The organism is Pseudomonas sp. MF6751, from assembly GCF_016613265.1.
GTDB lineage: Bacteria > Pseudomonadota > Gammaproteobacteria > Pseudomonadales > Pseudomonadaceae > Aquipseudomonas > Aquipseudomonas fluorescens_BV.
In genome coordinates, this window is the sequence record NZ_JAENSV010000005.1 from 1 (window position 1) to 19,796 (window position 19,796).

19 protein-coding genes are annotated in these 19,796 nt (G+C 59.2%); 6 read left to right on the forward strand and 13 right to left on the reverse strand.

Annotated features, from left to right (window positions below; genetic code table 11):
• Positions 1-75 precede the first annotated feature (75 nt).
• Positions 76-2,034: an AAA family ATPase gene (locus JJD66_RS06090; RefSeq protein ID WP_200647765.1), complete on the forward strand. Its 1,959-nt coding sequence runs from the start codon at positions 76-78 to the stop codon at positions 2,032-2,034.
• Between the two features lie 239 nt (positions 2,035-2,273).
• Here the strand turns inward: JJD66_RS06090 and JJD66_RS06095 are convergent, their stop codons facing one another.
• Positions 2,274-2,576, reverse strand: a complete 303-nt coding sequence (locus JJD66_RS06095) for a hypothetical protein (RefSeq protein ID WP_200647766.1) — start codon at positions 2,574-2,576, stop codon at positions 2,274-2,276.
• Positions 2,577-3,074: 498 nt separating this feature from the next.
• Between JJD66_RS06095 and JJD66_RS06100 the strand changes: the two genes are divergently transcribed.
• Entirely contained in the window at positions 3,075-4,289 is a 1,215-nt protein-coding gene (locus JJD66_RS06100) for an aldose 1-epimerase family protein (protein WP_200647767.1), read from the forward strand.
• A 117-nt stretch (positions 4,290-4,406) separates the two neighbouring features.
• Positions 4,407-4,922: a GNAT family N-acetyltransferase gene (locus JJD66_RS06105; protein WP_200647768.1), complete on the forward strand. Its 516-nt coding sequence runs from the start codon at positions 4,407-4,409 to the stop codon at positions 4,920-4,922.
• A gap of 223 nt (positions 4,923-5,145) precedes the next feature.
• Here JJD66_RS06105 and JJD66_RS06110 read toward each other — a convergent pair whose 3' ends face one another.
• Entirely contained in the window at positions 5,146-5,766 is a 621-nt protein-coding gene (locus tag JJD66_RS06110; protein ID WP_200647769.1) for a LysE family translocator, read from the reverse strand.
• Between the two features lie 76 nt (positions 5,767-5,842).
• Positions 5,843-6,085: a DUF6429 family protein gene (locus JJD66_RS28420; protein ID WP_442800173.1), complete on the reverse strand. Its 243-nt coding sequence runs from the start codon at positions 6,083-6,085 to the stop codon at positions 5,843-5,845.
• Between the two features lie 70 nt (positions 6,086-6,155).
• Between JJD66_RS28420 and JJD66_RS06115 the strand changes: the two genes are divergently transcribed.
• A complete protein-coding gene (locus JJD66_RS06115; RefSeq protein WP_200647770.1) occupies positions 6,156-6,677 on the forward strand; it encodes a DUF2867 domain-containing protein in 522 nt (173 codons plus the stop codon).
• 78 nt (positions 6,678-6,755) lie between these two features.
• Here JJD66_RS06115 and JJD66_RS06120 read toward each other — a convergent pair whose 3' ends face one another.
• Positions 6,756-7,112 (reverse strand): VOC family protein, encoded by a 357-nt coding sequence (locus JJD66_RS06120; protein ID WP_034127570.1) that lies wholly within the window; start codon positions 7,110-7,112, stop codon positions 6,756-6,758.
• Between the two features lie 183 nt (positions 7,113-7,295).
• On the opposite strand from JJD66_RS06120, the gene JJD66_RS06125 reads away from it, so the two are divergent.
• Both JJD66_RS06125 and JJD66_RS06130 read left to right on the forward strand, forming a co-directional pair.
• The gene (locus tag JJD66_RS06125; protein ID WP_105226955.1) at positions 7,296-8,069 is read left to right on the forward strand and encodes an SDR family oxidoreductase; all 774 of its coding nucleotides are present in this window, start codon (positions 7,296-7,298) and stop codon (positions 8,067-8,069) included.
• Positions 8,070-8,137: 68 nt separating this feature from the next.
• Positions 8,138-9,043: a LysR family transcriptional regulator gene (locus JJD66_RS06130; protein WP_200647771.1), complete on the forward strand. Its 906-nt coding sequence runs from the start codon at positions 8,138-8,140 to the stop codon at positions 9,041-9,043.
• Positions 9,044-9,100: 57 nt separating this feature from the next.
• Here the strand turns inward: JJD66_RS06130 and JJD66_RS28310 are convergent, their stop codons facing one another.
• From JJD66_RS28310 to JJD66_RS06175, 9 genes are all read right to left on the reverse strand, one after another.
• Positions 9,101-10,588, reverse strand: coding sequence for a methyl-accepting chemotaxis protein (locus tag JJD66_RS28310; protein WP_198715519.1), 1,488 nt, complete (start codon positions 10,586-10,588; stop codon positions 9,101-9,103).
• A 184-nt stretch (positions 10,589-10,772) separates the two neighbouring features.
• Positions 10,773-12,926 carry a TonB-dependent siderophore receptor gene (locus JJD66_RS06140; RefSeq protein WP_200647772.1) on the reverse strand — a complete coding sequence of 718 codons (2,154 nt, stop codon included), beginning with the start codon at positions 12,924-12,926 and terminating at the stop codon, positions 10,773-10,775.
• Positions 12,927-13,138: 212 nt separating this feature from the next.
• On the reverse strand, positions 13,139-13,900 hold the full coding sequence (locus JJD66_RS06145; protein ID WP_200647773.1) for a PIG-L deacetylase family protein: 762 nt from the start codon (positions 13,898-13,900) through the stop codon (positions 13,139-13,141).
• Between the two features lie 337 nt (positions 13,901-14,237).
• The gene (locus JJD66_RS06150) at positions 14,238-14,897 is read right to left on the reverse strand and encodes a glycosyltransferase (RefSeq protein ID WP_200647774.1); all 660 of its coding nucleotides are present in this window, start codon (positions 14,895-14,897) and stop codon (positions 14,238-14,240) included.
• Positions 14,894-15,493 (reverse strand): SAM-dependent methyltransferase, encoded by a 600-nt coding sequence (locus tag JJD66_RS06155; protein WP_200647775.1) that lies wholly within the window; start codon positions 15,491-15,493, stop codon positions 14,894-14,896. Before JJD66_RS06155 ends, JJD66_RS06150 begins: the two co-directional genes overlap by 4 nt.
• Positions 15,490-16,248 carry a PIG-L deacetylase family protein gene (locus JJD66_RS06160; protein WP_200647776.1) on the reverse strand — a complete coding sequence of 253 codons (759 nt, stop codon included), beginning with the start codon at positions 16,246-16,248 and terminating at the stop codon, positions 15,490-15,492. Before JJD66_RS06160 ends, JJD66_RS06155 begins: the two co-directional genes overlap by 4 nt.
• Entirely contained in the window at positions 16,245-17,243 is a 999-nt protein-coding gene (locus JJD66_RS06165; RefSeq protein WP_200647777.1) for an acyl-CoA dehydrogenase family protein, read from the reverse strand. Before JJD66_RS06165 ends, JJD66_RS06160 begins: the two co-directional genes overlap by 4 nt.
• Position 17,244: 1 nt before the next feature.
• The gene (gene glgX, locus JJD66_RS06170) at positions 17,245-19,404 is read right to left on the reverse strand and encodes a glycogen debranching protein GlgX (protein ID WP_054897376.1); all 2,160 of its coding nucleotides are present in this window, start codon (positions 19,402-19,404) and stop codon (positions 17,245-17,247) included.
• Positions 19,405-19,525: 121 nt separating this feature from the next.
• Positions 19,526-19,795 carry a DUF2934 domain-containing protein gene (locus JJD66_RS06175; protein ID WP_003191595.1) on the reverse strand — a complete coding sequence of 90 codons (270 nt, stop codon included), beginning with the start codon at positions 19,793-19,795 and terminating at the stop codon, positions 19,526-19,528.
• Position 19,796: the final 1 nt, after the last annotated feature.

The window sequence follows — 19,796 nt, forward strand, 5'->3', positions numbered from 1 at the left end:
GTAAACGCTTCGATTTCAAGTGCCCGATCGAAGTCATGGGCGAGGTGATGCAGGAAGCCATGGCTATGCGGCATCATGCTCCAGCTTCAAATCAATAACCGTGTTGCACTCAGCTTCTGCAACCGCCGAATTTTTACTCTTTCGAAAGAGAACAAGGTCGCACTCCAGCAAATTGAAGCAGAAACGAAAGAGCTGGACAAACATCGTGCTGCGCAACAGGAAAACTCAGCAGCCTCTTCAGCAAACTCTGCCAAATTAGATCAAGAGAAATCGAAAGCGAGCACAAAGATCTGGGAAATAAAAACGAAGTATGCTGGTGGAGATCGTGTATTGGAGTTTTGCCTGGATGGCTTGAAAAAGACAGATCTTCTTTTTCAGCACGTTCTTGGGCTTCCCTTGCCAGAAGCTTCACCGGACTACACGGCCGATAATTTAAAGACAGAGGCCTCATCAATCGAAGGTGAGGGTGCTGTCACGTATAATAAAATTCCAAATATTTCTGCTGGTTGGCTAAGTATTGAGGGCAATTCGCTCTGGTCGAAGATCATTGTTGGCAGCCAAGAAGGTTCAGTCGCCGAGTTCATAGCCAAGGCAGGGAATTTTGATTGGGTGAAGGAGGGGCTCCAGTTCGTTTCGAATGACAAAGATAAACAGGAGTGCCCCTTTTGCCAGCAAGAAACGATCACCAAAAGCTTTATTGACTCCATAAGTTCAGTCTTCGATGAGGCTTACAAGGATGATGTGAACTCGCTGGAGTCAATGAAAAGTATCTATGAAACACTAACCTCTAGCCTGAACCTGCAGGACATCTCAAACTCTGCGCTTGCGAGTAAAGAACTAGCAGAAGCATGGAATATCGCATTTGAAGCTTTGAAAGCGTCAGTACGTGAGAACGTCCTGCTTATTGGCAACAAGATCAAGAGCCCGAGCGCGGCAGTTAGTCTTACCGACACCAAGGCAACTGTTGATGTGCTTAACGGTTTACTCAACGACCTGAACACATTGATCGAATCGCATAATGACAAACTCACGAACAAGAAAAAAACTCGGGACGATATAAAGGCTCGTTTTTGGGCTTTGATGCGTTGGGACTACGATCAAACCATTTCTGCCTACTCTCAATCGGCCACTGGCATTGAAAATGAGGCCAGCCAAATCAGTCAAGACGCCAGCAAGATAAATAAATCTATCGAGGCCTCTAATCTCAAAATTTCTAATCTTAGAAAGCAAACTGTTAATATCGAAGAGTCTATCGAAAATATAAATCGCGGACTGGTAGAGATCGGCATCGATGGCTTTTCTGTGATATCACATGGCGAGAACTTCTATCGTGTTTCAAGGGCCAGTGATCAAGGAAATGCATTTCACTCGCTAAGTGAGGGCGAGAAAACAGTCATTAGCTTTCTGTACTTCATTGAGCTTTGTAAAGGGCAGAAGACGGCCAATGCTGTTCCGCAGACGAAAGTAGTGGTGATTGATGACCCAATCTCAAGCCTTTCCCACCTCTATGTTTTCAATATCGGGCAGTTGATCAAGAGATATTTCATCAATGATAAAAGCTATGCCCAAGTGTTTGTTCTGACTCATAGTCTGTATTTTTTCTATGAGCTAACGCATACTAACAAAGAGAAGCGGGCCGAGACACAGCATCTTTTCAGGGTTATCAAAAATGCAAAAGGAAGCTCTGTAATTTCAATGAGCTATGAGGAAATCCAGAATGATTACCAGTCTTACTGGTCAGTTATAAAGGACCAAGCCTCACCGCCCGCGCTAATTGCAAACTGCATGCGCAACATTGTCGAGTACTTCTTTAATTTTGTTCAAAAGAAAGACTTTAATAATGTTTTCCAAAAACCAGCCCTGTCAGGCGATAAATTCGTGACGTTCTACAGATACATGAATCGAGAATCCCATTCGTTGGGACAAAATATTTTTGATATCAAGGAATTTGACCATCAAGTATTCAAGGACGGCTTGAGGTTGATTTTCGAAGAGTCAGGGTATGGAGAGCATTACCAGGCGATGAATAAGTAAATCCGACATGAGACGGGCATTCACCATATGGCGAGTACTCCGTCTCATCGGCTATTAGCCAGGCTCTCTCCTCGTCAGGACGGGTGAAACCAGCGCCATCACGAAACCATGTGGGTGGAAAAGGGGCAGATTTATTTACTGGGTGACCGTCCGCTTCTGGCCGATTGCAGTCAGCGAGGCGACGCTCACTTTATCCCCACGCGCTGGCCTGTTCGACTCCAGCGCGCGGGGATCATCCGCTAGCTGACGGTCTCGGCAGGCGCAACTTCCACCTCGGAAGCCTCCTTCCGCAATCGCCGTCCGATGACATCCATCAGGTCACATCCGTCACGCAAGGGTATAGCCAACAATTGTGCGAAGTCTGAAAGCACAACGCGGTCAGCGTCCACTTCAACCCGAAAGGCAATGTTTTCCAGCACTTGAGTTACGGTGCGAACGCGGTAGTCAGCCATCGCTTGCAGCACATCAAGCGGTGCTTCTGAGTCAATAAGCAGGGACGCTGGAACCAGATCGATTCCGGTGAGGGGGATATATCTTTTCATCTTTGAATCTCCGATAAATACCGCAGTTTAACCACCACCCAGTCGTCGCCAAACGATCGGGTGGCAGCTGTACGCAGGTTGGCGAACCGGTATCGGAGACCCGGCAGACCCGAAGGTCTCCCGCGCACAGCTGCCATTGAGGCAGCTTTGCGAATGTGCAGCAGCATCTGCAAAAAAGCGCATTGCTTTTGCATCCGATAGTCAGGTCGCCAAACCTGATCGCCATATGGGCGACGGGGCGGACTATAAGCGTCAATACGTTGGAGGATCAACCTTGAGGTTGTAAACGGCTTCGATACGCTGAAGCTGATGACGACCCAGCAGGTAAATCAATCCATCCATTTTGCTGTCCATCGTGCTTGTAATCGCACCGTTCCAATCTCCTGAATACTCCCTCAAACCTTTTTGACATTTCTATGCCACGTCATGCTTTTTAAGCTTGCTGAAACGTTTCATCGAGTTTATAAAGCGCAAACAACTCCAATAAAGGCGACCGCCATGACCCCGCTAAAACTCCTCGTTGCCCTCAGCGCACTCTCTGCCGCATCCCACGCCCTGGCCTGGGATTACGTGTTGCTCGACACGGACAAAGCCGCCCAGAACTGGCAGGTCACCAGCCAGCAGCTCGGCATCCAAACCGACAAGCCCTTCAGCGTTACCTTGCGCACCCTGCACGGTGGTCGGCAGGAGGGTGTGAGCATCGTGGATATCGACAACGGCACGATGAAACTCTCGGTAGTACCGACCCGTGGAATGAACGTGTTGCAGGCGTCGGTTGGCAATGTGCGCATGGGTTGGGATTCGCCGGTCAAGGAAGTGGTCAATCCTTCCTTCATCGAGCTCAATGGCCGCGGTGGTCTGGGCTGGTTGGAAGGTTTCAATGAATTGGTCACCCGCTGCGGCTACGAATGGGTCGGGCATCCTGGCATCGACAACGGCGAGCTGCTGACCCTGCACGGTCGGGCGGCCAATATCCCTGCGAATAAAGTCACCCTGCATATCGATGAAAAACCGCCGTATGCCATCACCCTGCGTGGCGAGTTGAAAGAGCAGGCGTTCAAGAAGGTCGATTTCTCTGTTGCGACCGAACTGGTCACCGAGCCTGGCAGTGTGGTGTTCGCCCTCAACGACACGCTGACCAACAATGGCGATTATCCGAAGGAATACCAGGCGCTGTATCACAGTAACTTCAGCACGCCGTTCCTGGAGCAGGGCGCGCGGTTCGTTGCGCCGGTGAAGCAGGTGTCGCCGTTCAACGACAAGGCCAAGGGCGAACTGGCCGATTGGCAAACCTATCGCGCACCGACGAAGGACTATGACGAAACGGTCTACAACGTGGTGCCGTATGCCGATGCCAAGGGCGATACCTTGACGGTGTTGCATAACAAGGCCGGCAGTCTGGGGGTTTCGGTGGGTTTCAATACGCAGACACTGCCGGTGTTTTCGCTGTGGAAGAACACCGATACCCAGGGGCAGGGCTATGTCACGGGGTTGGAGCCGGGGACGAGTTTTTCCTATAACCGTCGTTATCAGCGGCCATTGAACCTGGTGCCTACGATCGGGGCGAAGGAACATAAGCAGTTCCGTATCAGCTACAGCTTGTTGGCGGATAAGGCGGCTGTTGAAAAGGCCTTGAAGCAGGTCAGCGAGATTCAGGGTGGGCGGGAGACTGAGGTGCGGCAGACGCCTTTGGTGGATCTGACCAAGGGGTGACATTGGCTGGAGCCTTCACGCGGGCCCCGGCGTTCTTCATCGACGCCGGAATCCGCGCCCTCCAACTGTCATCGATGGGCATGCATACTGAAATAACCGTATTTCAGGAGCCTATCCGTGATTCGCAGAGCATTACCCACCGACGCAAAGGTCATTGCCCAGGTGCATATCCGCAGTTGGCAAGACGCCTACCGTGACCTGATGCCCGCCCAGTTCTTGAGCGGATTGCAAGTAACGCTTGCTCGGCGCGAAGCCCATTGGACTCGCTCGCTTGCCTCGGGTGAGTCGACGGTATGGGTTGCCGAGGTGGGCCAGCAGATTGTCGGCTGGATATCCGTTGGCGCCAGCCGTGACGAAGACGCCGTGCAGGCCAATGCAGGTGAGGTCATGGCCATCTACGTGCTCGCCGAGCATTGGCACACCGGTGTCGGGCTGGCCTTGTGGAATGCCGGCCTGCAAGACCTGTTGGCGCAAGGCTATGAGCGTTTAACGCTGTGGGTCTTGGCCGGTAATGAACGGGCTATTCGATTTTATCGCCGGGTGGGGTGTGTCGAGGAGGCCGGGACTGAGCGCCATCTGGAGAGGGGCGGTGTGGCGCTGGTGGAGGTGAGGTATTGTTTGCCGTTGAGATAGCCTAGGTATTTACGCAACTTGGGCATCAGTGGGATCTTTGTCGGCTGCCAGGCCGTCATCGCAGGCAAGCCAGCTCCCACATTTGGATCGCGGGGCATCAGTTATGTCAGCGTCGGCTGCCAGGTCGTCACGGGAGCAAGCTCCCTCGCCACAGGTGCAGCGTCTTACTGAAGGTAGGTGGATGTCGATGACGGTCAACTTCACAGGGGCATTCACACCTCACTCATGCCTTACGCGCAGTCAACAACACCGCCGCGGCCGCTGACAACAAACCCGCGCAGCAGCGATTGAACAGGCGCTTGCCCTTCGGCTCGGCAAACCAGCGGCGCATATGCAGGCCCATATAGGCGTAGGCGCTGATAGCCACCCATTCCAAGGCCAGGAACATCACACCCAGCAGGGCAAATTGCGCGGTGATGGGTTGGCCGGGCACCACGAATTGCGGGAGGAAGGCGGTGAAGATCAGGATCGCTTTGGGGTTGCCCGCCGCCACCAGAAACTCCTGCCGTGCCAAGGCCCACAGGCCCACCTTCCCCGTTGCGGTGTCTACCTGCTGCTGCGGGTCTGCGCGCCATAGCTGATATGCCAGGTAAAACAGGTACGCTGCGCCGAGAATCTTGATCCCGTAGAACAACAACTCCGAGGTTTGCAGCACCACCGCCAACCCGGCGGAGGCGAGGGCGATCATGCCAGCGAAGGCCAACAGGCGGCCGAGACCGGCGAGGCAGGAGGTGCGGTAGCCATAGCGGGTAGCGTTGCTCACGGATAGCAGGTTATTGGGGCCGGGGGCCATGTTCAGGGCGAAGCAGGCTGGGAGGAAGAGGGCGAGGGTGGCGAGGTCCATGGCGGCTCCGGGTTGGCAGGTCGGGGAGTCTTGAGGATAAACGCATGAAGCGCGGTTTAACACTCCGTGGCTGGGCTTATGGCTCCGCGAGCGCTTCAGGTGCCGCGCCAAACAACCGATCGGCAATTTGTCTGCCCCGTTCCAAGCCTTCCTGCGTCAACCAAATGGATTTGTTTTTGTTCACCGGATTACTGATAAAACCTTGCTCGTGGAGTCGGTTCATTATTTGAAAGTCGTGGCCTTTCCATGAGTTGCCGTTATCAAAGCTGAAGGTGGTCAGCAGGGCAAGTACGACTTCCTCATCAGTTTTTCGTCGTATTCCATAATGGGTACTCCGCTTGAGTTACACAGACCCTGTCGAGCTTAGCGCAGCATTCGCTTGAAGCGTTATGATGCCAATTCCTGTTTTGGTCATGGACGGAAAAATCTTGGCGACTCGCTCTGGAAGTCACACATTGGGTGCAGCGTCCGAACTCGATTATTACGATTACAGGTCGGTGCCATTGTCGGCTGAGATCAGCGCGCTGGATGCCTGGAACATCATGACTGCCGAATCAGGGCCGCTGTTGCGATTGGCCTTTCGGATCAGGGATGGGATTTCTTCAAGGTTTGGCGTAAAGCGCATCGGCGGGTTCTCCGGCAATCGGCGCGTGACGGTGCAAGCGGGTGAGCGGCTTGATTTTTTCTTGGTAGAGGACTGCGCGCCGGATAGGCTGGTGCTGACTGAGCGTGACCGGCACCTGGATGTGATGATTTGCCTTTCAATTGCTGATCGTGTGCTGACGATCACTTCATCGGTGATCACCCACAACACCTTCGGGCGCCTTTACATGCTACCGGTGGGGCCGGCGCACAAACTGATCGTCAATCGGTACATGACCCGCTTGCAGCGCAAGCTGCAACAGCTTTGAACCCAGAACAGGCTCACACAACGCAACCTGTTCTCGGTTGGAGATGTCGAGCTTCAGCGATACAGCGAAAGCGCTGGATCACGGCGCAACGCTCCACACTGCCAGTTCATACCCATCCAGGTCGGTAAAGTGGAACCGGCTGCCACCGGGAAACGAAAATGTCTGGCGGGTTATCACCGCACCCAGCTGTTGAAGCCGCTGCTGCACACTGTCCAAGTCATCTGCGTACACGATAACCAACGGGCCGCCCGGCCGCACAGGCTCGCCGGTGGTGAAACCACCCGTGAGCCGGCCATCGCTGAACTCGCTGTAGGTGGGGCCGTAGTCGACGAACGTCCAGCCGAATGCGGCGCCGTAGAAGGCTTTGCTGCGGGCAATGTCGCTTACGTTGAATTCGATATTGTCGATCTGTCGGTCTCTGCCACGAGTACTCATGGGGCTTCCTTGGCCGGTGTGCAAGGCCGGAGTGTAGCGTACCTCACATCCTATTCATTCACCGGTAGGGCCTTTGTGATTAGGCAGTATCTCTGAACACTGCATCCAGCCAAGGTGTGCTTATCTTTGTCGAGGGCCACTCTAGAATGGCGGCGTACTTCTCCCAATTAAAGGAATGTTGTCATGCCTAATCATTCAATCAACGGCAAGGTTGCACTGATCGCGGGTGGTGCGAAGAACCTCGGCGGGTTGATCGCCCGCGATCTGGCCAAGCATGGCGCCAAGGCTGTGGTCGTGCACTACAACAGCGCTTCCAGCCAGGCTGACGCGAACGCAACCGTCACCGCAATTGAGGCGCTAGGCGCGAAGGCTGTGGCCTTGCAAGCAGACTTGACCACGGCGGGAGCGATGGAAAAACTCTTCAACGATGCCGTCGCGGCAGTCGGCAGGCCGGACATCGCGATCAATACCGTGGGCAAGGTGCTGAAAAAGCCAATGGCTGAAATCACGGAGGCGGAGTACGACGAGATGATGGCCGTCAATTCCAAGACTGCGTTCTTTTTTATCAAGGAAGCCGGCAAGCACCTCAATGACAATGGCAAGATCTGCACTATTGTCACTTCACTGCTGGGCGCTTTCACACCCTTTTACGCTGCATATGCCGGCAGCAAGGCGCCGGTAGAGCAATTTACGCGAGCGGCGGCGAAGGAGCTGGGCGTTCGGGGTATTTCGGTCACAGCAGTAGGGCCGGGGCCGATGGACACGCCGTTCTTCTACCCGGCCGAAGGTGAGGATGCGGTCAGTTACCACAAGACGGCTGCCGCGCTGTCGCCGTTCTCGCGCACGGGCCTGACAGATATTGAGGATGTGGTCCCGTTCATCCGTAACCTGGTCAGTGACGGCTGGTGGGTGACTGGCCAGACAATTTTGATCAATGGCGGCTACACCACCAAGTAAACGGTCAACGCACAGGCGCAGACGTGGTGAGCGCCGATCGATCCGTGCCCCCCGAGCATTGAGAGCCCATGGATAGAATCGAACAGTACCGCGTCTTCGTTCAGGTCGCAGAGCTTGGCAGTTTCATACAAGCGGCACGGCTGATGAGGCTGCCACGCGCAAGCGTGTCGGCCGCCATTCAACAGCTGGAGGCCAATGCCGGCACTCGACTGCTGCACCGGACAACCCGCAAGGTCTCCCTGACCGCCGATGGCACCCAGTTACTGCTGAAGGCGCGCCAGGTCTTGCTGGGCATCGATGATATCGACCAACTGTTTAACAGCCATCAGGAACAGGTCATGGGCCGTCTGGAAGTGGACGTGCCCAGCCGCATAGCGCGGCGCCTGGTGATGCCTGCGTTGGCCGAGTTTCTCCGCCGCTACCCTGGGCTCCAACTCGGCCTGGGCTCCACCGATCGCACCATTGATTTGGTACAGGAAGGCGTTGACTGTGTCATTCGTTTTGGCACCCCGCAGAACAGCAGCCTTGTGGTGAAACCGTTGGGCAAGGTGTTGCTGGTCAATTGCGCGAGCCCCGCCTACTTGGCGGAATTCGGGGTGCCCACACAGCCTTGCGATCTGCAAAACCGGCATGTCTGTATCGGCTACAGCACGAGCGCAGGCGGGCAGGAAACGGCCTGGGAATATTGCGTCGATGGCACCGCGCAGGCTGTCATGATGCCGAGCCGTGTGGTGGTCAATAATGCCGAAAGCTATATCGCAGGATGCTGTGCAGGGCTTGGCTTGATTCAGGTGCCGTTGTTCGATGTTCAGCATTTATTGTACAGCGGCGAATTGGTGGAGGTGATGGCGGCCTATCGGCCGGCCCCCATGTGCGTTTCAGTCCTGTACCCGACTCGCCGCCAACGCTCTCGTCGCCTTGGCGCGTTCATCGATTGGTTTGCCGCCTTGATGGCTCCGCATCTGGAGCCTTGATGCACTCCAGCGGTATGCCCACCTGTTCTCTCTGACTCGCCATGTTCCGGGTCGGGCTCAAGGATGAAACCTGCGCCCCAACGCATCCAGCCGCACCGCGATCGGTGGCAGGCGTTCGCTGCTGCGGGCGAGTGTCTCGACGTCGTCGGCGGTGTTCTGGGCGATGCTTTGCACCGACTGCAAGCGCTCGACGATCTCCAGGTTGGCCGAGGTCTGCTCGCGGGTGGTGGTGACGATGTGGCCGTTGAGTTGGTCGATGTGCGCGATGTCCTCGCCCACAGCCCGTAGCATGTCCACGGCCACTTGGCTGTCTGCCACGCAGCGCTCTACGCCTTCGCGGCTGGCGTGCATGGCTTCGACGGCTTGTCGGCTGCCGTGTTGCAGGCCCTCGATGATGCTCTTGATTTCCTGGGTGGAGAGGGCGGTGCGCTGGGCCAGGCTGCGCACTTCATCGGCAACCACGGCAAAGCCACGGCCTTGCTCGCCGGCGCGGGCGGCCTCGATGGCGGCGTTGAGGGCCAGCAGGTTGGTCTGGTTGGCGATGCTGCTGATCACTTCCAGCACCGAGCCGATTTGCTCTGCCTGCACCGCCAGGGATTCCACGGTCGACTCCGTGCCGTTGATGCGCGAGGCCAATTGGCTGATTTCATGTTGGGCGCGGCCGACGCTTTCCTGGCCGCGCACAATCTGCTGGCTGGCCTGGCCTGCATGTTCCACTGCCTGTTCGACCTGCACCGTAATGTGGCCCATGGCGTCTTCCATGCGCTGCATCGAACCGGTCATTTCGCCGATCTGCGCCAGTTGATGCCGTGCGCCTTTTTCCAGGGTGCCGCTCGCGCTGGCCAGTTCCTGGCCGAGCTGGCCCAGGCCATGGGAGTCGCGGGCAACACCGTCGATCAGGTGGGTGAGTTGCTGCAGGAAGTGGTCGAACCGCTTGGCGAGGGACACGTGGGCCTTGCCTTCACCTTGGGCGGTTTCCACCGTGAACTGCGAGGTAACGGCGAGCATCTTCTCCAGCATTTCCTGGCTCTCCACCGCTTCGGCCTGGCTATGGACGGCCAGGTAGAGCAGGGCGACGGTCTCCATCACCACATAGAAGGCGTGGACGAAGACCATCGTCCAGCCGCCGTGATGCTCCATCACAAACACAGGGAAACCCTGGTGTTGTAAGGCATGGAACACCACGTGATGCACTGCGATGGTCAGTGCCGCCACCAAAATCGGCAGCCAGTCACGGTAGAAGGTCAGCACCGCCAACAGCGCGAAAATGCCGAAGTGGGATTCGATCACCCCGTGCGCCTGGTTGATGTGCAACGCCGCCATCACCATCAAACCGGCGCCCAGTGCACAGCGCATCACGCGGGTGCCGCCGATGACGCGATACAGCGCCGTGAGCACCACGCCGGTGCCCCCACCGACGATCACGGCCTGCATGAGGGTGTCGTGCCAGAACGCCAGGCCGAGGGAGAACAGGCACATCAGCCAGATCAATGCCAGCATGATGCGGTCGGCCTTGCGATAGTGCTCTAGGAAACGGACGGGCATTCACTCTTACTCCATGAGAGGGGGGCGTCGAGGTCAAACAAGCACGCGGTGTGCCACACAGGCGCGCCGCTGTGGAGTGAAGCAGATGTTCAGGATTGTTGCCGGTTACCCACGCGTTATCGGCACGCGGGCGCGGGACTTTAAGAACGGCTGCCCGAGCGGGCAGCCGAGGTGGGCATGAGGCTCAGAAACTGTACTTGGCGGTCAGCATCATGTTGCGGGGGCTGCCATAGGAGTCGCCGCCATAGTCCACATCGTTGGAGATAGACTGGTAGTAGTGGCGATCAAAGATGTTGTTGGCGTTGAGTTGCAAATCCAGGTGCTGATTGACCCGGTAGCCCGCCATCAAATCGGTGACGGCGTAGCCGCCCTGCTGGAGCCGGTAGCTGCTGCCATCCGCTAGCTTGATGTCGTTGTACATGCGGCTCTGCCAGGAGATATTGCCGCCGACCCGGAGTTTTTCCAGCGGGCCCTGGAAGTTGTAGCGGGTGGTCACTTTGAACAGGTGTTCCGGGATGTCGGTGTCGAACTGCTTGTTGACCTTCTGCGGGTTGGCGTCGTCCTTGATGGTGTGGGTGCGCGCATAGGTATAGCCGCCGCCGACCTGCCAGTTTTCGGTCAAGGCGCCTTGCAGTTCGAAGTCGATACCCTGGCTGCGGATTTCGCCCGAGGCCACAGAACAGGACGCCTGCGGGCAGTTGGGCACCACCACGGCCACGGCGCGGTTTTCCTGGTCGACGCGGAACAGCGCCACGCTGGCATTCAGCGCGCCACCAAAATATTCGCCTTTGATGCCAACCTCATAATTTTTACCGACGATGGGCTTGAGTGGGGTGCCGGCTGTGCTCTTGTCTTTTTGTGGCGTAAAGATGTCGCTGTAGCTCACATACACCGAGTGCTGGTCGTCCAGGTCGTAGATCAGGCCGGCGTAGCGGGTGAGGTTGCGGGTGACCTTGTAGTCGCCGGCGCCATCACGGTTGTCGTAGTCGTACCAGTCCAGGCGAGCGCCGAGGATCAGCTTCAGCGGGTCGGCCAGGCTCAGGCGGCTGGTCAGGTAGAAACCGTCCTGGGTGGTGACTTCGCGAACGTTGTTGGTGCGGGTGAAGTTCGGTTTGCCGGCATTGATCGGCCAGTTGAGGTCGTACGGGCTGTAGTTGTGGGTGGTCATGTCGTAGATGCGCTTGCTGGCGCCCACCACCAGTTCATGGGTACGGCCGAACGCCTCGAACGGGCCGCTGGCAAAGGCGTCGAGCCCGGCCTGGTTTTCATCGTAGCTGGCCTGGTACACCGTGCGGGCGAGGGTGTCGTTGGTCCAGCGCGATTGGTAGGAGCCGGAGAACAAGGCGTTCTGTTCGGCATAGTTGGCGTTGACCTGCAGGCTCCAGTCGTTGGCCAGGCGCTGGCGCAGCTCAGCGAACACGGTGTTGATTTCCTGGTCCTTGTTCTCCCAATCGGTGCCTGGGTTATAGGAGCGCGACAGGCCCAGGTGGCGCCCATCCAGGCCGACCATCGAAGCGCCCCAGAAGTAGTTGGTCTTGTCCTTCTGGTTCGAGTAACCGAGGGTCAGGGTGGTGTCTTCGCTCAGGTCGGCTTCGGTGACGGCATAGAACAGGCCATGATCCTGCTCGGCCTTGTCGATAAAACTGTTGGCATCGCGGTAAGAGGTGACGACGCGGCCGCGCCAGGTGCCACTGTCATTGAGCGGGCTGGAGGCGTCGAGCTCGCCACGGTAGTCGTCCCAGCTGCCGACGGCGCCGGTGAGGGTAACTTTCTGCTCATCCAGTGGCCGCTTGCGGATCAGGTTGATGGCGGCCGAAGGGTTGCCAGCGCCGGTTACCAGGCCGGTAGCGCCGCGCACCACTTCGACGCGGTCGAACATTGCCAGGTTCGGCTGGGCGCCTACCGACGCACCGTTGTAGCCGCTGGGGATACCGTCATACATGAGGTTGTCGATATCGAAACCGCGTGCAGTAAAGGCTTGTCGCCCAGGGCCGTTGGAGTAATTGAGGAACAGCCCCGGCGTGGCGTTGACCACGTCGTTGATGCTGGTCATGGCCTGGTCATCCATGCGCTGGCGCGTGATTACGGTGACGGCCTGCGGGGTTTCGCGCAGGGTCAGCGGCAGTTTGGTCGCGGTCTTCATCGAGCCGGTGGTGTAGGAGTCGCTGCCTTCGGTGGTTGCGCCAAGCTGTTGGCCCGAGACCTGGGTAGCGCCCAGCTCGATGGTGGCCGGTGCTTCGGCGTCGGCGGCAATGGCCGCATTGGAGGTTGCTAAGGCGATAGTGATTGCCATCAGACTGGGTGTAAAAACGTTGCCGCCGCGTTGTTGCACAGACATGAAAGTAGGGCTCCCCAAGTGCCTTCCGTGGCGAATAGTAAATCTGTTGATAATTATTCGCATCAGTTTGGCAGATTGAGTCTGTAGGGAAAAGCCCTAACTCTGTAGGAGCGAGCTTGCTCGCGAAAGACTCACAGGCGCCGCGTTGATTCCGGAAACCCACGTTATCGTTGAGGTTTTTCGCGAGCAAGCTCGCTCCTACAGGGTGGTGTTCAGGTGAACAGGATTTCGTAGGGCTCGCGCATGCGCTCCAGCAATATCTGCGCGAGCATCGGCGGTAAGCCTATTTGTGGGTCGCCCACCAACTGGCTGGCGTAGGCGTGGGCAGCGTGCAGCTTGCGCGCGACGGTCCAGGTGTCCAGGCGGACCTTGCGTGCACGTTGCCAGGGCATTACCGCGCTTTCCCGGGCCGGCCAATGCCAGGCCCAGATCGGCAGTTCATACAGTTGCGCACCTACCAGGCTGCGCGCCTTGGCACTCGCGCGACCGACGGCGTCATGGTCGTCATTGCCGTCGTTGCGCCAGGTGGTAAACACCACGTCGCCAGGTTGCAGGTAGCGCGCGATGAATTGGCTCATGGGCTGTTCACGGGCGGCCAGTGCATCATCACAAAACCCGCCACGAATCCATTTCAGGCTGTGCAAGGGCATACCCAATCGGCGCAGGGCCTCTGCGCTTTCCTGGGGGCGCACCACGCTCAAGCGGCTGGCCGGCCATACCTGAGAGTCGGGATGGCTGGCGCTGCCATCGGTGATGGAGATCAATTGCAGCGGATGCTCGCGGGTGCTGAGCAGTTGCAGCAAACCGCCGCACGCCAGCACTTCATCGCCCGGGTGAGGGGCGATCACCACGACGCGAGCGCCGGGCGGTACCAGGCTGTTCAGGGAAATGATGGGGGTTTGCGCCAACTGCGGCGCACTGTTCCAGATTTGCACGGGGCCGCGACGGCCTTCGCTTAAGGAGGCAGGCTTCATGGGTGTCACATCCTTGTCGGTTGATACCGGGTCGTGCTCCATTGACGGGACGACGCTCTTGTCTTCACCGCAGGCTCCGCTGGGTGAGTGCGCGGCATGCCAATCCAGGAATGCCATGCGAGGCGTTAGGAGCATAGACAGGCATGGGTATCTGCACAACTTTGATGCGATGTTTGCTGGGCTGACGTCATCGCAGGCAAGCCAGCTCCCACAGCGGGCTATGTTGCCCACAAAATCAGCGCCTGGCACAGATCCCTGTGGGAGCTGGCTTGCCTGCGATGACGGAGCCCCAGCCGACGGGAATATTGGGTCAGTCAGCGGTTAAACGTTTTTGTTTTCACCCAGCCCGCATCAAGCTCTTCAAGTAATCACCAAACCCACCCTCAGCCCGGCAATCCAGTCGCGCACTGGTCACCACTTGCGGCGCATGGCTCCAGGCAATGGAGGCACCGCAACGCTCCAATTCACGTACCAGTTGTACATCCTCGTGGCATTCCAGCGGTTCAAACCCACCGGCCTCTACATAGGCGCGGGCACTCACGCCCAGGTTGGCCCCATGAATATGCCGATGCCCATCGCGGGCCTGGTAGGCCTGCTGATAGCGAATCTGCGCGGCCGGGTCGAAGCCTTCGCTCCAGGTGTCCACGGTGACTGTTCCACACACCGCGTCGCAGCCTTGGGCCAGTTGGGCCACCAGCCAGTCAGGGGCGACACGGCTGTCGGCGTCGGTGCAGGAAATCCACCGCGCGCCTTGCTCCAGCAAGTACCCTGCACCCACGCCGCGGGCGTGGCCGACATTGCGCGCCTGCACGTGAACGCAATGCACCTGATGGGCCTGGGCAATCGCTGCACTGGCGTCGCTGCAACTGTCGAGTACTACCAGAATCTGTACCGCTTCCCCCAGCAAGCCCGGGTGGTCGGCGGCGATCCGCGCAGCCCTCAGGCAATCATCCAACAGGGCTTCTTCGTTATGTGCCGGGATCAGAATACCGATCATCGTAAACCCTCGTGGCGAGCGACCGAGGTGCCATCGAGGCTCCACAGGTCGAGCAGGAAATCCGGGTCCTGGTACTGCACCAGCGGTGCTACACCCAGACGCTGTTGCAGCACGGCGTGCACCTGTTCGGCGGTTTGCGGGCAACCGTCAATGGGCACTCGCCAATGACAGGCCAGGATTTGCCCGTCAGCGGTCAAGGCGGCGAGGGCGCAATCGATCAGACGATTAAAATCACCTACATCGAGGTAATAACAAAGCTCACTCAATACGATCAGTTCGAATTGCCCGCCGGGCCATTGTTCCGGCAGGCGACCCTGCTCCACGCGGGCGTGGGGAAAATGCTCCAGCCGCGCCTGTGCCAGACGCACCGCAGCGGTGGCGGTGTCGCAACACAGTAGGCGGTCGCAACGCGGCGCCAGCTCGGCACTCAGTTCCCCATTGGCACAACCCGGCTCGAATATCGACGCATAGCGCGGCCGCGTCAGCACGGCCAAGGTCAGGGCGCGCTTGCGTTGTTCGTACCAGCGCTGACGAAAAGCCCAAGGGTCGTCATTACCCGCAAACAACTGGTCGAAGTAGGGGGTTGCTACACTCATACGAACACCATCTCAAAAGGTTGCAGCAAGCGCTCCACCACATAGGGCGCCAGCACCGCAGGCAAACCGATTTGCGGGTCGCCCTCCAACTGGCTGGCGAAGGCGTGGATCGCATGGCGTTTGCGTGCTACTTGCTCGGCGGTCAGCGGGATCTTGCGCGCCCGATGCCAGGGCACCTTGTGGTCTTCGGCGGTGGCCCAGTGCCAGGTCCATACCGGTAGTTCACACAGCGCTGCACCGACGGCCTTGGCTGCCTTGGCGCTGGCGCGGCCCACGGCTTCATGGTCGCAATGGCCATCCTCGCACCACGTCGCAAACACGACGTCGTTGGGTTTGAGGTGGCGCTGGATAAATTCGCAGAGCTGGGTTTCGCGCTCGGCCACATGGCTGTCGGCAAACCCGCCGCGCAGCCATTTCAAACTGTGCAGCGGCAAGCCAAGGCGGTGCAAAGCCTGGGCCGATTCCTGCGGACGCACCACACTCAGACGCTCCACTGGCCAGCGCCGCGAGCCAGGGTGGCTGGCGCTGCCATCGGTGACGGAGATCAACTGGATAGGGCGGTCCAGCGCAGCCAGCCCTTGCAGCAGACCACCACTGCCCAGCACCTCGTCATCCGGATGCGGGGCGACGATCACCGCTCGATGCCCAGGCGGCACCAACTGCGCGACGTTGATGTGCGGCAACTCGGCCAATCGTGCGCTGTTTTGCCAATGGCTCAACGGGGTGCCCTGGCCAACAATCGGATTGGGCCTCATAGCGCCCATCTCCCAGCGGGCTCGCTGGCGACCTGCTCACCGAGGGCGGCCAAGTCGCGTTCAGCATGACTTTGCCGCACATACACCGGTAAATCGGCCATCAACTGGGCAAAGTGCGGGTCCTTGCAATACGGCCCGGCGCCGACCGCACGGCCCACATGCTGGATCACTTGCTCGACGGTGTCCTCGATGCAGGCGCGCGTCTGTTGCGCCAGTTGTCGCGCATCGGCGCGAGGCTGGCGGTCGATCTGCGCGGCGCTGGCGCGTAACACGCAGGCGGCGCTGTTCAAGGCTCTGTCGACCGCGCCGAGGTGGGCCAGTGCATGGGGCTCCGCACGCCTGGCACATTGGGCGCGCAGCACTTCACCCAGGCGTTGCGCCGCGCCGTACCAGCACGCGGCAATGCCGACCCCACCGTGCCAGAAGCCCGGACGGGACAGATAGTCGCCCGGGCCGCCCACGGCAATCCCCCTGGCGGCGCTGAACAGGATGTCGACGCTACCGGTCGCCGCCATGCCCACCGCCTTCCAACCCTCGTTCGTCACCCTGATGCCCGGTTGATCCATCGCCACGGCTACCAATTGTTGGCGGTCCTCTTCGTCCCAGGCCGTCAGCAAGCCATGGCTGACCACCGCCGCACCGGAACACCAGGCTTTGCGCCCCTCGACGAGCAGCCGCTGGCCGTCGCGACGCACGCGCACCTTGGCCGTCGGCGGCTCGGCCGCCCACATGCCCCAGGTGCTGCCCAGCGGCGGCAAGGGGCTGTCGAGTTCGGCAATGATCGCCAGGGCATCGGTATGGCCTTCGAACAACTTGCACAGGCGCAGGTCATGCCCGGCCACCTGGGCCAATTGGCTCAAGCGGGACAGGGTCTGGCCGCTGCCCGGCAACGGCAGTTGATCAAGGCCTTCCTCTTGAAGGGCCCTCAGGGCATTACCCAGGGCTTGCGTGTCGGCATAGCCCCGGTAGCCCTGAAGGAAACCGTGCAACGCCATTTCACACCTCGCCTTCGTGCTGCAGTTCAAACAGCAGCAGCGAGCGAGCGGTGACCGCGTACTCATGCTCGAAATCAAAGCGTTCCTGGCCACGCACAGCCGGGTCGTTGGTGTCGAGCAGGCACGTCCAGAACTCGCCCTCCGGCACCGGCGGCAGGCGGAAATTGACCAGGTCGTGATGGGCGTTGACCACCAGCAACAGCGTGGCGTCGGCCCCGGCACGGCGAATCCCGGTTTCCTGGGCGCGGCCATCCATCAACATGCCCAGGCAGCGGCCCTGGCTGTCTTCCCATTGCTCGGTAGTCATTTCGTTGCCATCCGGCGCCAGCCAGGTGACGTCCTTCACGCCGATGTCTTCGTTGTAGTCGCCCACCAGGAAGCGCCCACGCCGCAGGATCGGGTACGCCAGGCGCAGCTTGATCAAGCGCTTGACGAACTTGAGAAGGGCCTTGCCGTCATCATCCAGGTCCCAGTTGACCCAGCCGATCTCACTGTCCTGGCAATAAGCGTTGTTGTTGCCGTGCTGAGTGCGAGCGAACTCGTCCCCGGCGACGATCATTGGCGTGCCCTGGGCCAGCAGCAAAGTGGCGAAGAAGTTGCGCATCTGACGCAGGCGCAGCGCGTTGATCTCCGGGTCGTCGGTAGGGCCTTCGACGCCGTGGTTCCAGGACAGGTTGTTATTGCTGCCGTCCTGGTTGTTCTCATCGTTGGCTTCGTTGTGTTTGTCGTTGTACGACACCAGGTCGTGCAGGGTGAACCCGTCATGGGCGGTGATGAAGTTCACCGAGCTGTAAGGCCTGCGCCCGCGGTGGTTGAACATCTCGCCCGAAGCGGTCATGCGCCCGGCGAAATCGGCGAGTTGGCCGTCGTCGCCTTTCCAGAACGCACGCACGGTGTCGCGGAAACGGTCGTTCCATTCCACCCAGCCTGGCGGGAAGTTGCCCACCTGGTAGCCGCCGGGGCCGCAGTCCCAGGGCTCGGCGATGAGTTTCAACTGGCGCAGTACCGGGTCCTGGCGGCACGCCACGAGGAAGCTGTGGCGCTCATCGAATCCGTCGCGGTAGCGCCCGAGGATGGTCGCCAGGTCGAAGCGGAAGCCGTCCACGTGCATCTCGGTGGCCCAGTAGCGCAGGGAGTCGGTGACCATTTGCAGCACGCACGGGTGGCTCAGATCCAGGGTATTGCCGGTGCCGGAATCGTTGATGTAGAAGCGCTTGTCGTCGGGCATCAGGCGATAGTAGGAGGCGTTGTCGATGCCGCGCATCGACAGGGTCGGGCCGCGCTCGTTGCCTTCGGCGGTGTGGTTGTAGACCACGTCCAGAATCACTTCCAGCTTTTGCTCGTGCAGGTGCGCGACCATCTCCTTGAATTCGGCGATCTTGCCGCTGGCCAGGTAGCGTGGGTCGGGGGCAAAGAACGCAATGCTGTTGTAGCCCCAGTAGTTGGTCATGCCTTTTTCCAGCAGATGCTGGTCGTTGACGAAGGCGTGCACGGGCAGCAGCTCGACCGAGGAAATGCCCAACTGACGGATATGCTTGAGCACGTCATCTTCCATCAGGCCGGCGCAGGTGCCCCGCACCGACTCGCCGACCGAAGGATGACGCATGCTGATGCCGCGCAGGTGGGTTTCGTAGATGATCGTGCGGTCCCACGGCACCCGTACCGGTTGGTCGTTGCCCCAGGTGTGTGCCGGGTCGATGACCTTGCACTTGGGCACGAAGGGCGCACTGTCGCGTTCATCGAAACTGAGATCGTCGTCCGGGTGGCCGATGGTGTAGCCAAACAGCGCTTCGGACCATTTGAGTTCGCCCACTAGTTGCTTGGCGTAGGGGTCGATCAGCAGCTTGTTGTGGTTGAAGCGATGACCGTTGGCCGGGTCATAGGCACCGTATACGCGGTAGCCGTAAATCAGCCCGGGGTGAGCATCGGGCAGGTAGCCGTGGAAGATCTCGTCGGTGTATTCGGGCAGTTCGATGCGCTCCAGTTCGACCTCGCCGGTATCGTCAAACAAGCACAGCTCCACCTTGGTGGCGTTGGCGGAGAACAGCGCAAAGTTCACACCCAGTCCATCCCAGGTGGCGCCGAGGGGGAAGGGCAAACCTTCACGGATCCGCGACGGCTCATGAACCGGCGTCGCTGTGGTGTTGTCGGGTTTGCTCATCGAGTTGCTCCTGCAAGGGGTCTTTTTTCGGGCCGAACGCCGCCGTACTGACGGTGCTTCAGCGCATGGCTTGGACGGAAAAGGGCCTGCAGCGCGCAATGCGTGCTGCAGGCCCGAGAAATCATGGGGCGGGCGGTTTGGGCTTCTTCGGGGCGGCAGGTTTCTTCGCCGCAGGTTTGGCGGCGGCAGGCGCGGCAGGTTTGGGCTTTGCCGCAGCCTTGGGCGCGGTTTTCGGCTTGGCGGCCGGTTTAGGCTTGCTCGGCGTCAGCGCCTCGGCTTCCGCCAGCTTGCGCGCCATCTCCCAGTGGCGATCGTGGGCGCCATCGGGCTTGCCTTCAGACTCCCAGATCTGATGCGCCAGTTCGCGAATGCGTTTGTCTTCTTTACTCATC

Bases quoted from the DNA above. Each gene is read 5' to 3' on its own strand.
- JJD66_RS28310 (WP_198715519.1), bottom strand. From the start codon at position 10,588: ATGCCCGTCCGTTTCCTAGAGCACTATCGCAAGGCCGACCGCATCATG.
- JJD66_RS06120 (WP_034127570.1), bottom strand. From the start codon at position 7,112: ATGAGTACTCGTGGCAGAGACCGACAGATCGACAATATCGAATTCAAC.
- JJD66_RS06175 (WP_003191595.1), bottom strand. From the start codon at position 19,795: ATGAGTAAAGAAGACAAACGCATTCGCGAACTGGCGCATCAGATCTGG.
- JJD66_RS06150 (WP_200647774.1), bottom strand. From the start codon at position 14,897: ATGATCGGTATTCTGATCCCGGCACATAACGAAGAAGCCCTGTTGGAT.
- JJD66_RS06140 (WP_200647772.1), bottom strand. From the start codon at position 12,926: ATGTCTGTGCAACAACGCGGCGGCAACGTTTTTACACCCAGTCTGATG.
- JJD66_RS06165 (WP_200647777.1), bottom strand. From the start codon at position 17,243: ATGGCGTTGCACGGTTTCCTTCAGGGCTACCGGGGCTATGCCGACACG.
- JJD66_RS06160 (WP_200647776.1), bottom strand. From the start codon at position 16,248: ATGAGGCCCAATCCGATTGTTGGCCAGGGCACCCCGTTGAGCCATTGG.
- glgX (WP_054897376.1), bottom strand. From the start codon at position 19,404: ATGAGCAAACCCGACAACACCACAGCGACGCCGGTTCATGAGCCGTCG.
- JJD66_RS06125 (WP_105226955.1), top strand. From the start codon at position 7,296: ATGCCTAATCATTCAATCAACGGCAAGGTTGCACTGATCGCGGGTGGT.
- JJD66_RS06110 (WP_200647769.1), bottom strand. From the start codon at position 5,766: ATGGACCTCGCCACCCTCGCCCTCTTCCTCCCAGCCTGCTTCGCCCTG.
- JJD66_RS06115 (WP_200647770.1), top strand. From the start codon at position 6,156: ATGATGCCAATTCCTGTTTTGGTCATGGACGGAAAAATCTTGGCGACT.
- JJD66_RS06155 (WP_200647775.1), bottom strand. From the start codon at position 15,493: ATGAGTGTAGCAACCCCCTACTTCGACCAGTTGTTTGCGGGTAATGAC.
- JJD66_RS06100 (WP_200647767.1), top strand. From the start codon at position 3,075: ATGACCCCGCTAAAACTCCTCGTTGCCCTCAGCGCACTCTCTGCCGCA.
- JJD66_RS06145 (WP_200647773.1), bottom strand. From the start codon at position 13,900: ATGAAGCCTGCCTCCTTAAGCGAAGGCCGTCGCGGCCCCGTGCAAATC.
- JJD66_RS06130 (WP_200647771.1), top strand. From the start codon at position 8,138: ATGGATAGAATCGAACAGTACCGCGTCTTCGTTCAGGTCGCAGAGCTT.
- JJD66_RS06090 (WP_200647765.1), top strand. From the start codon at position 76: ATGCTCCAGCTTCAAATCAATAACCGTGTTGCACTCAGCTTCTGCAAC.
- JJD66_RS06095 (WP_200647766.1), bottom strand. From the start codon at position 2,576: ATGAAAAGATATATCCCCCTCACCGGAATCGATCTGGTTCCAGCGTCC.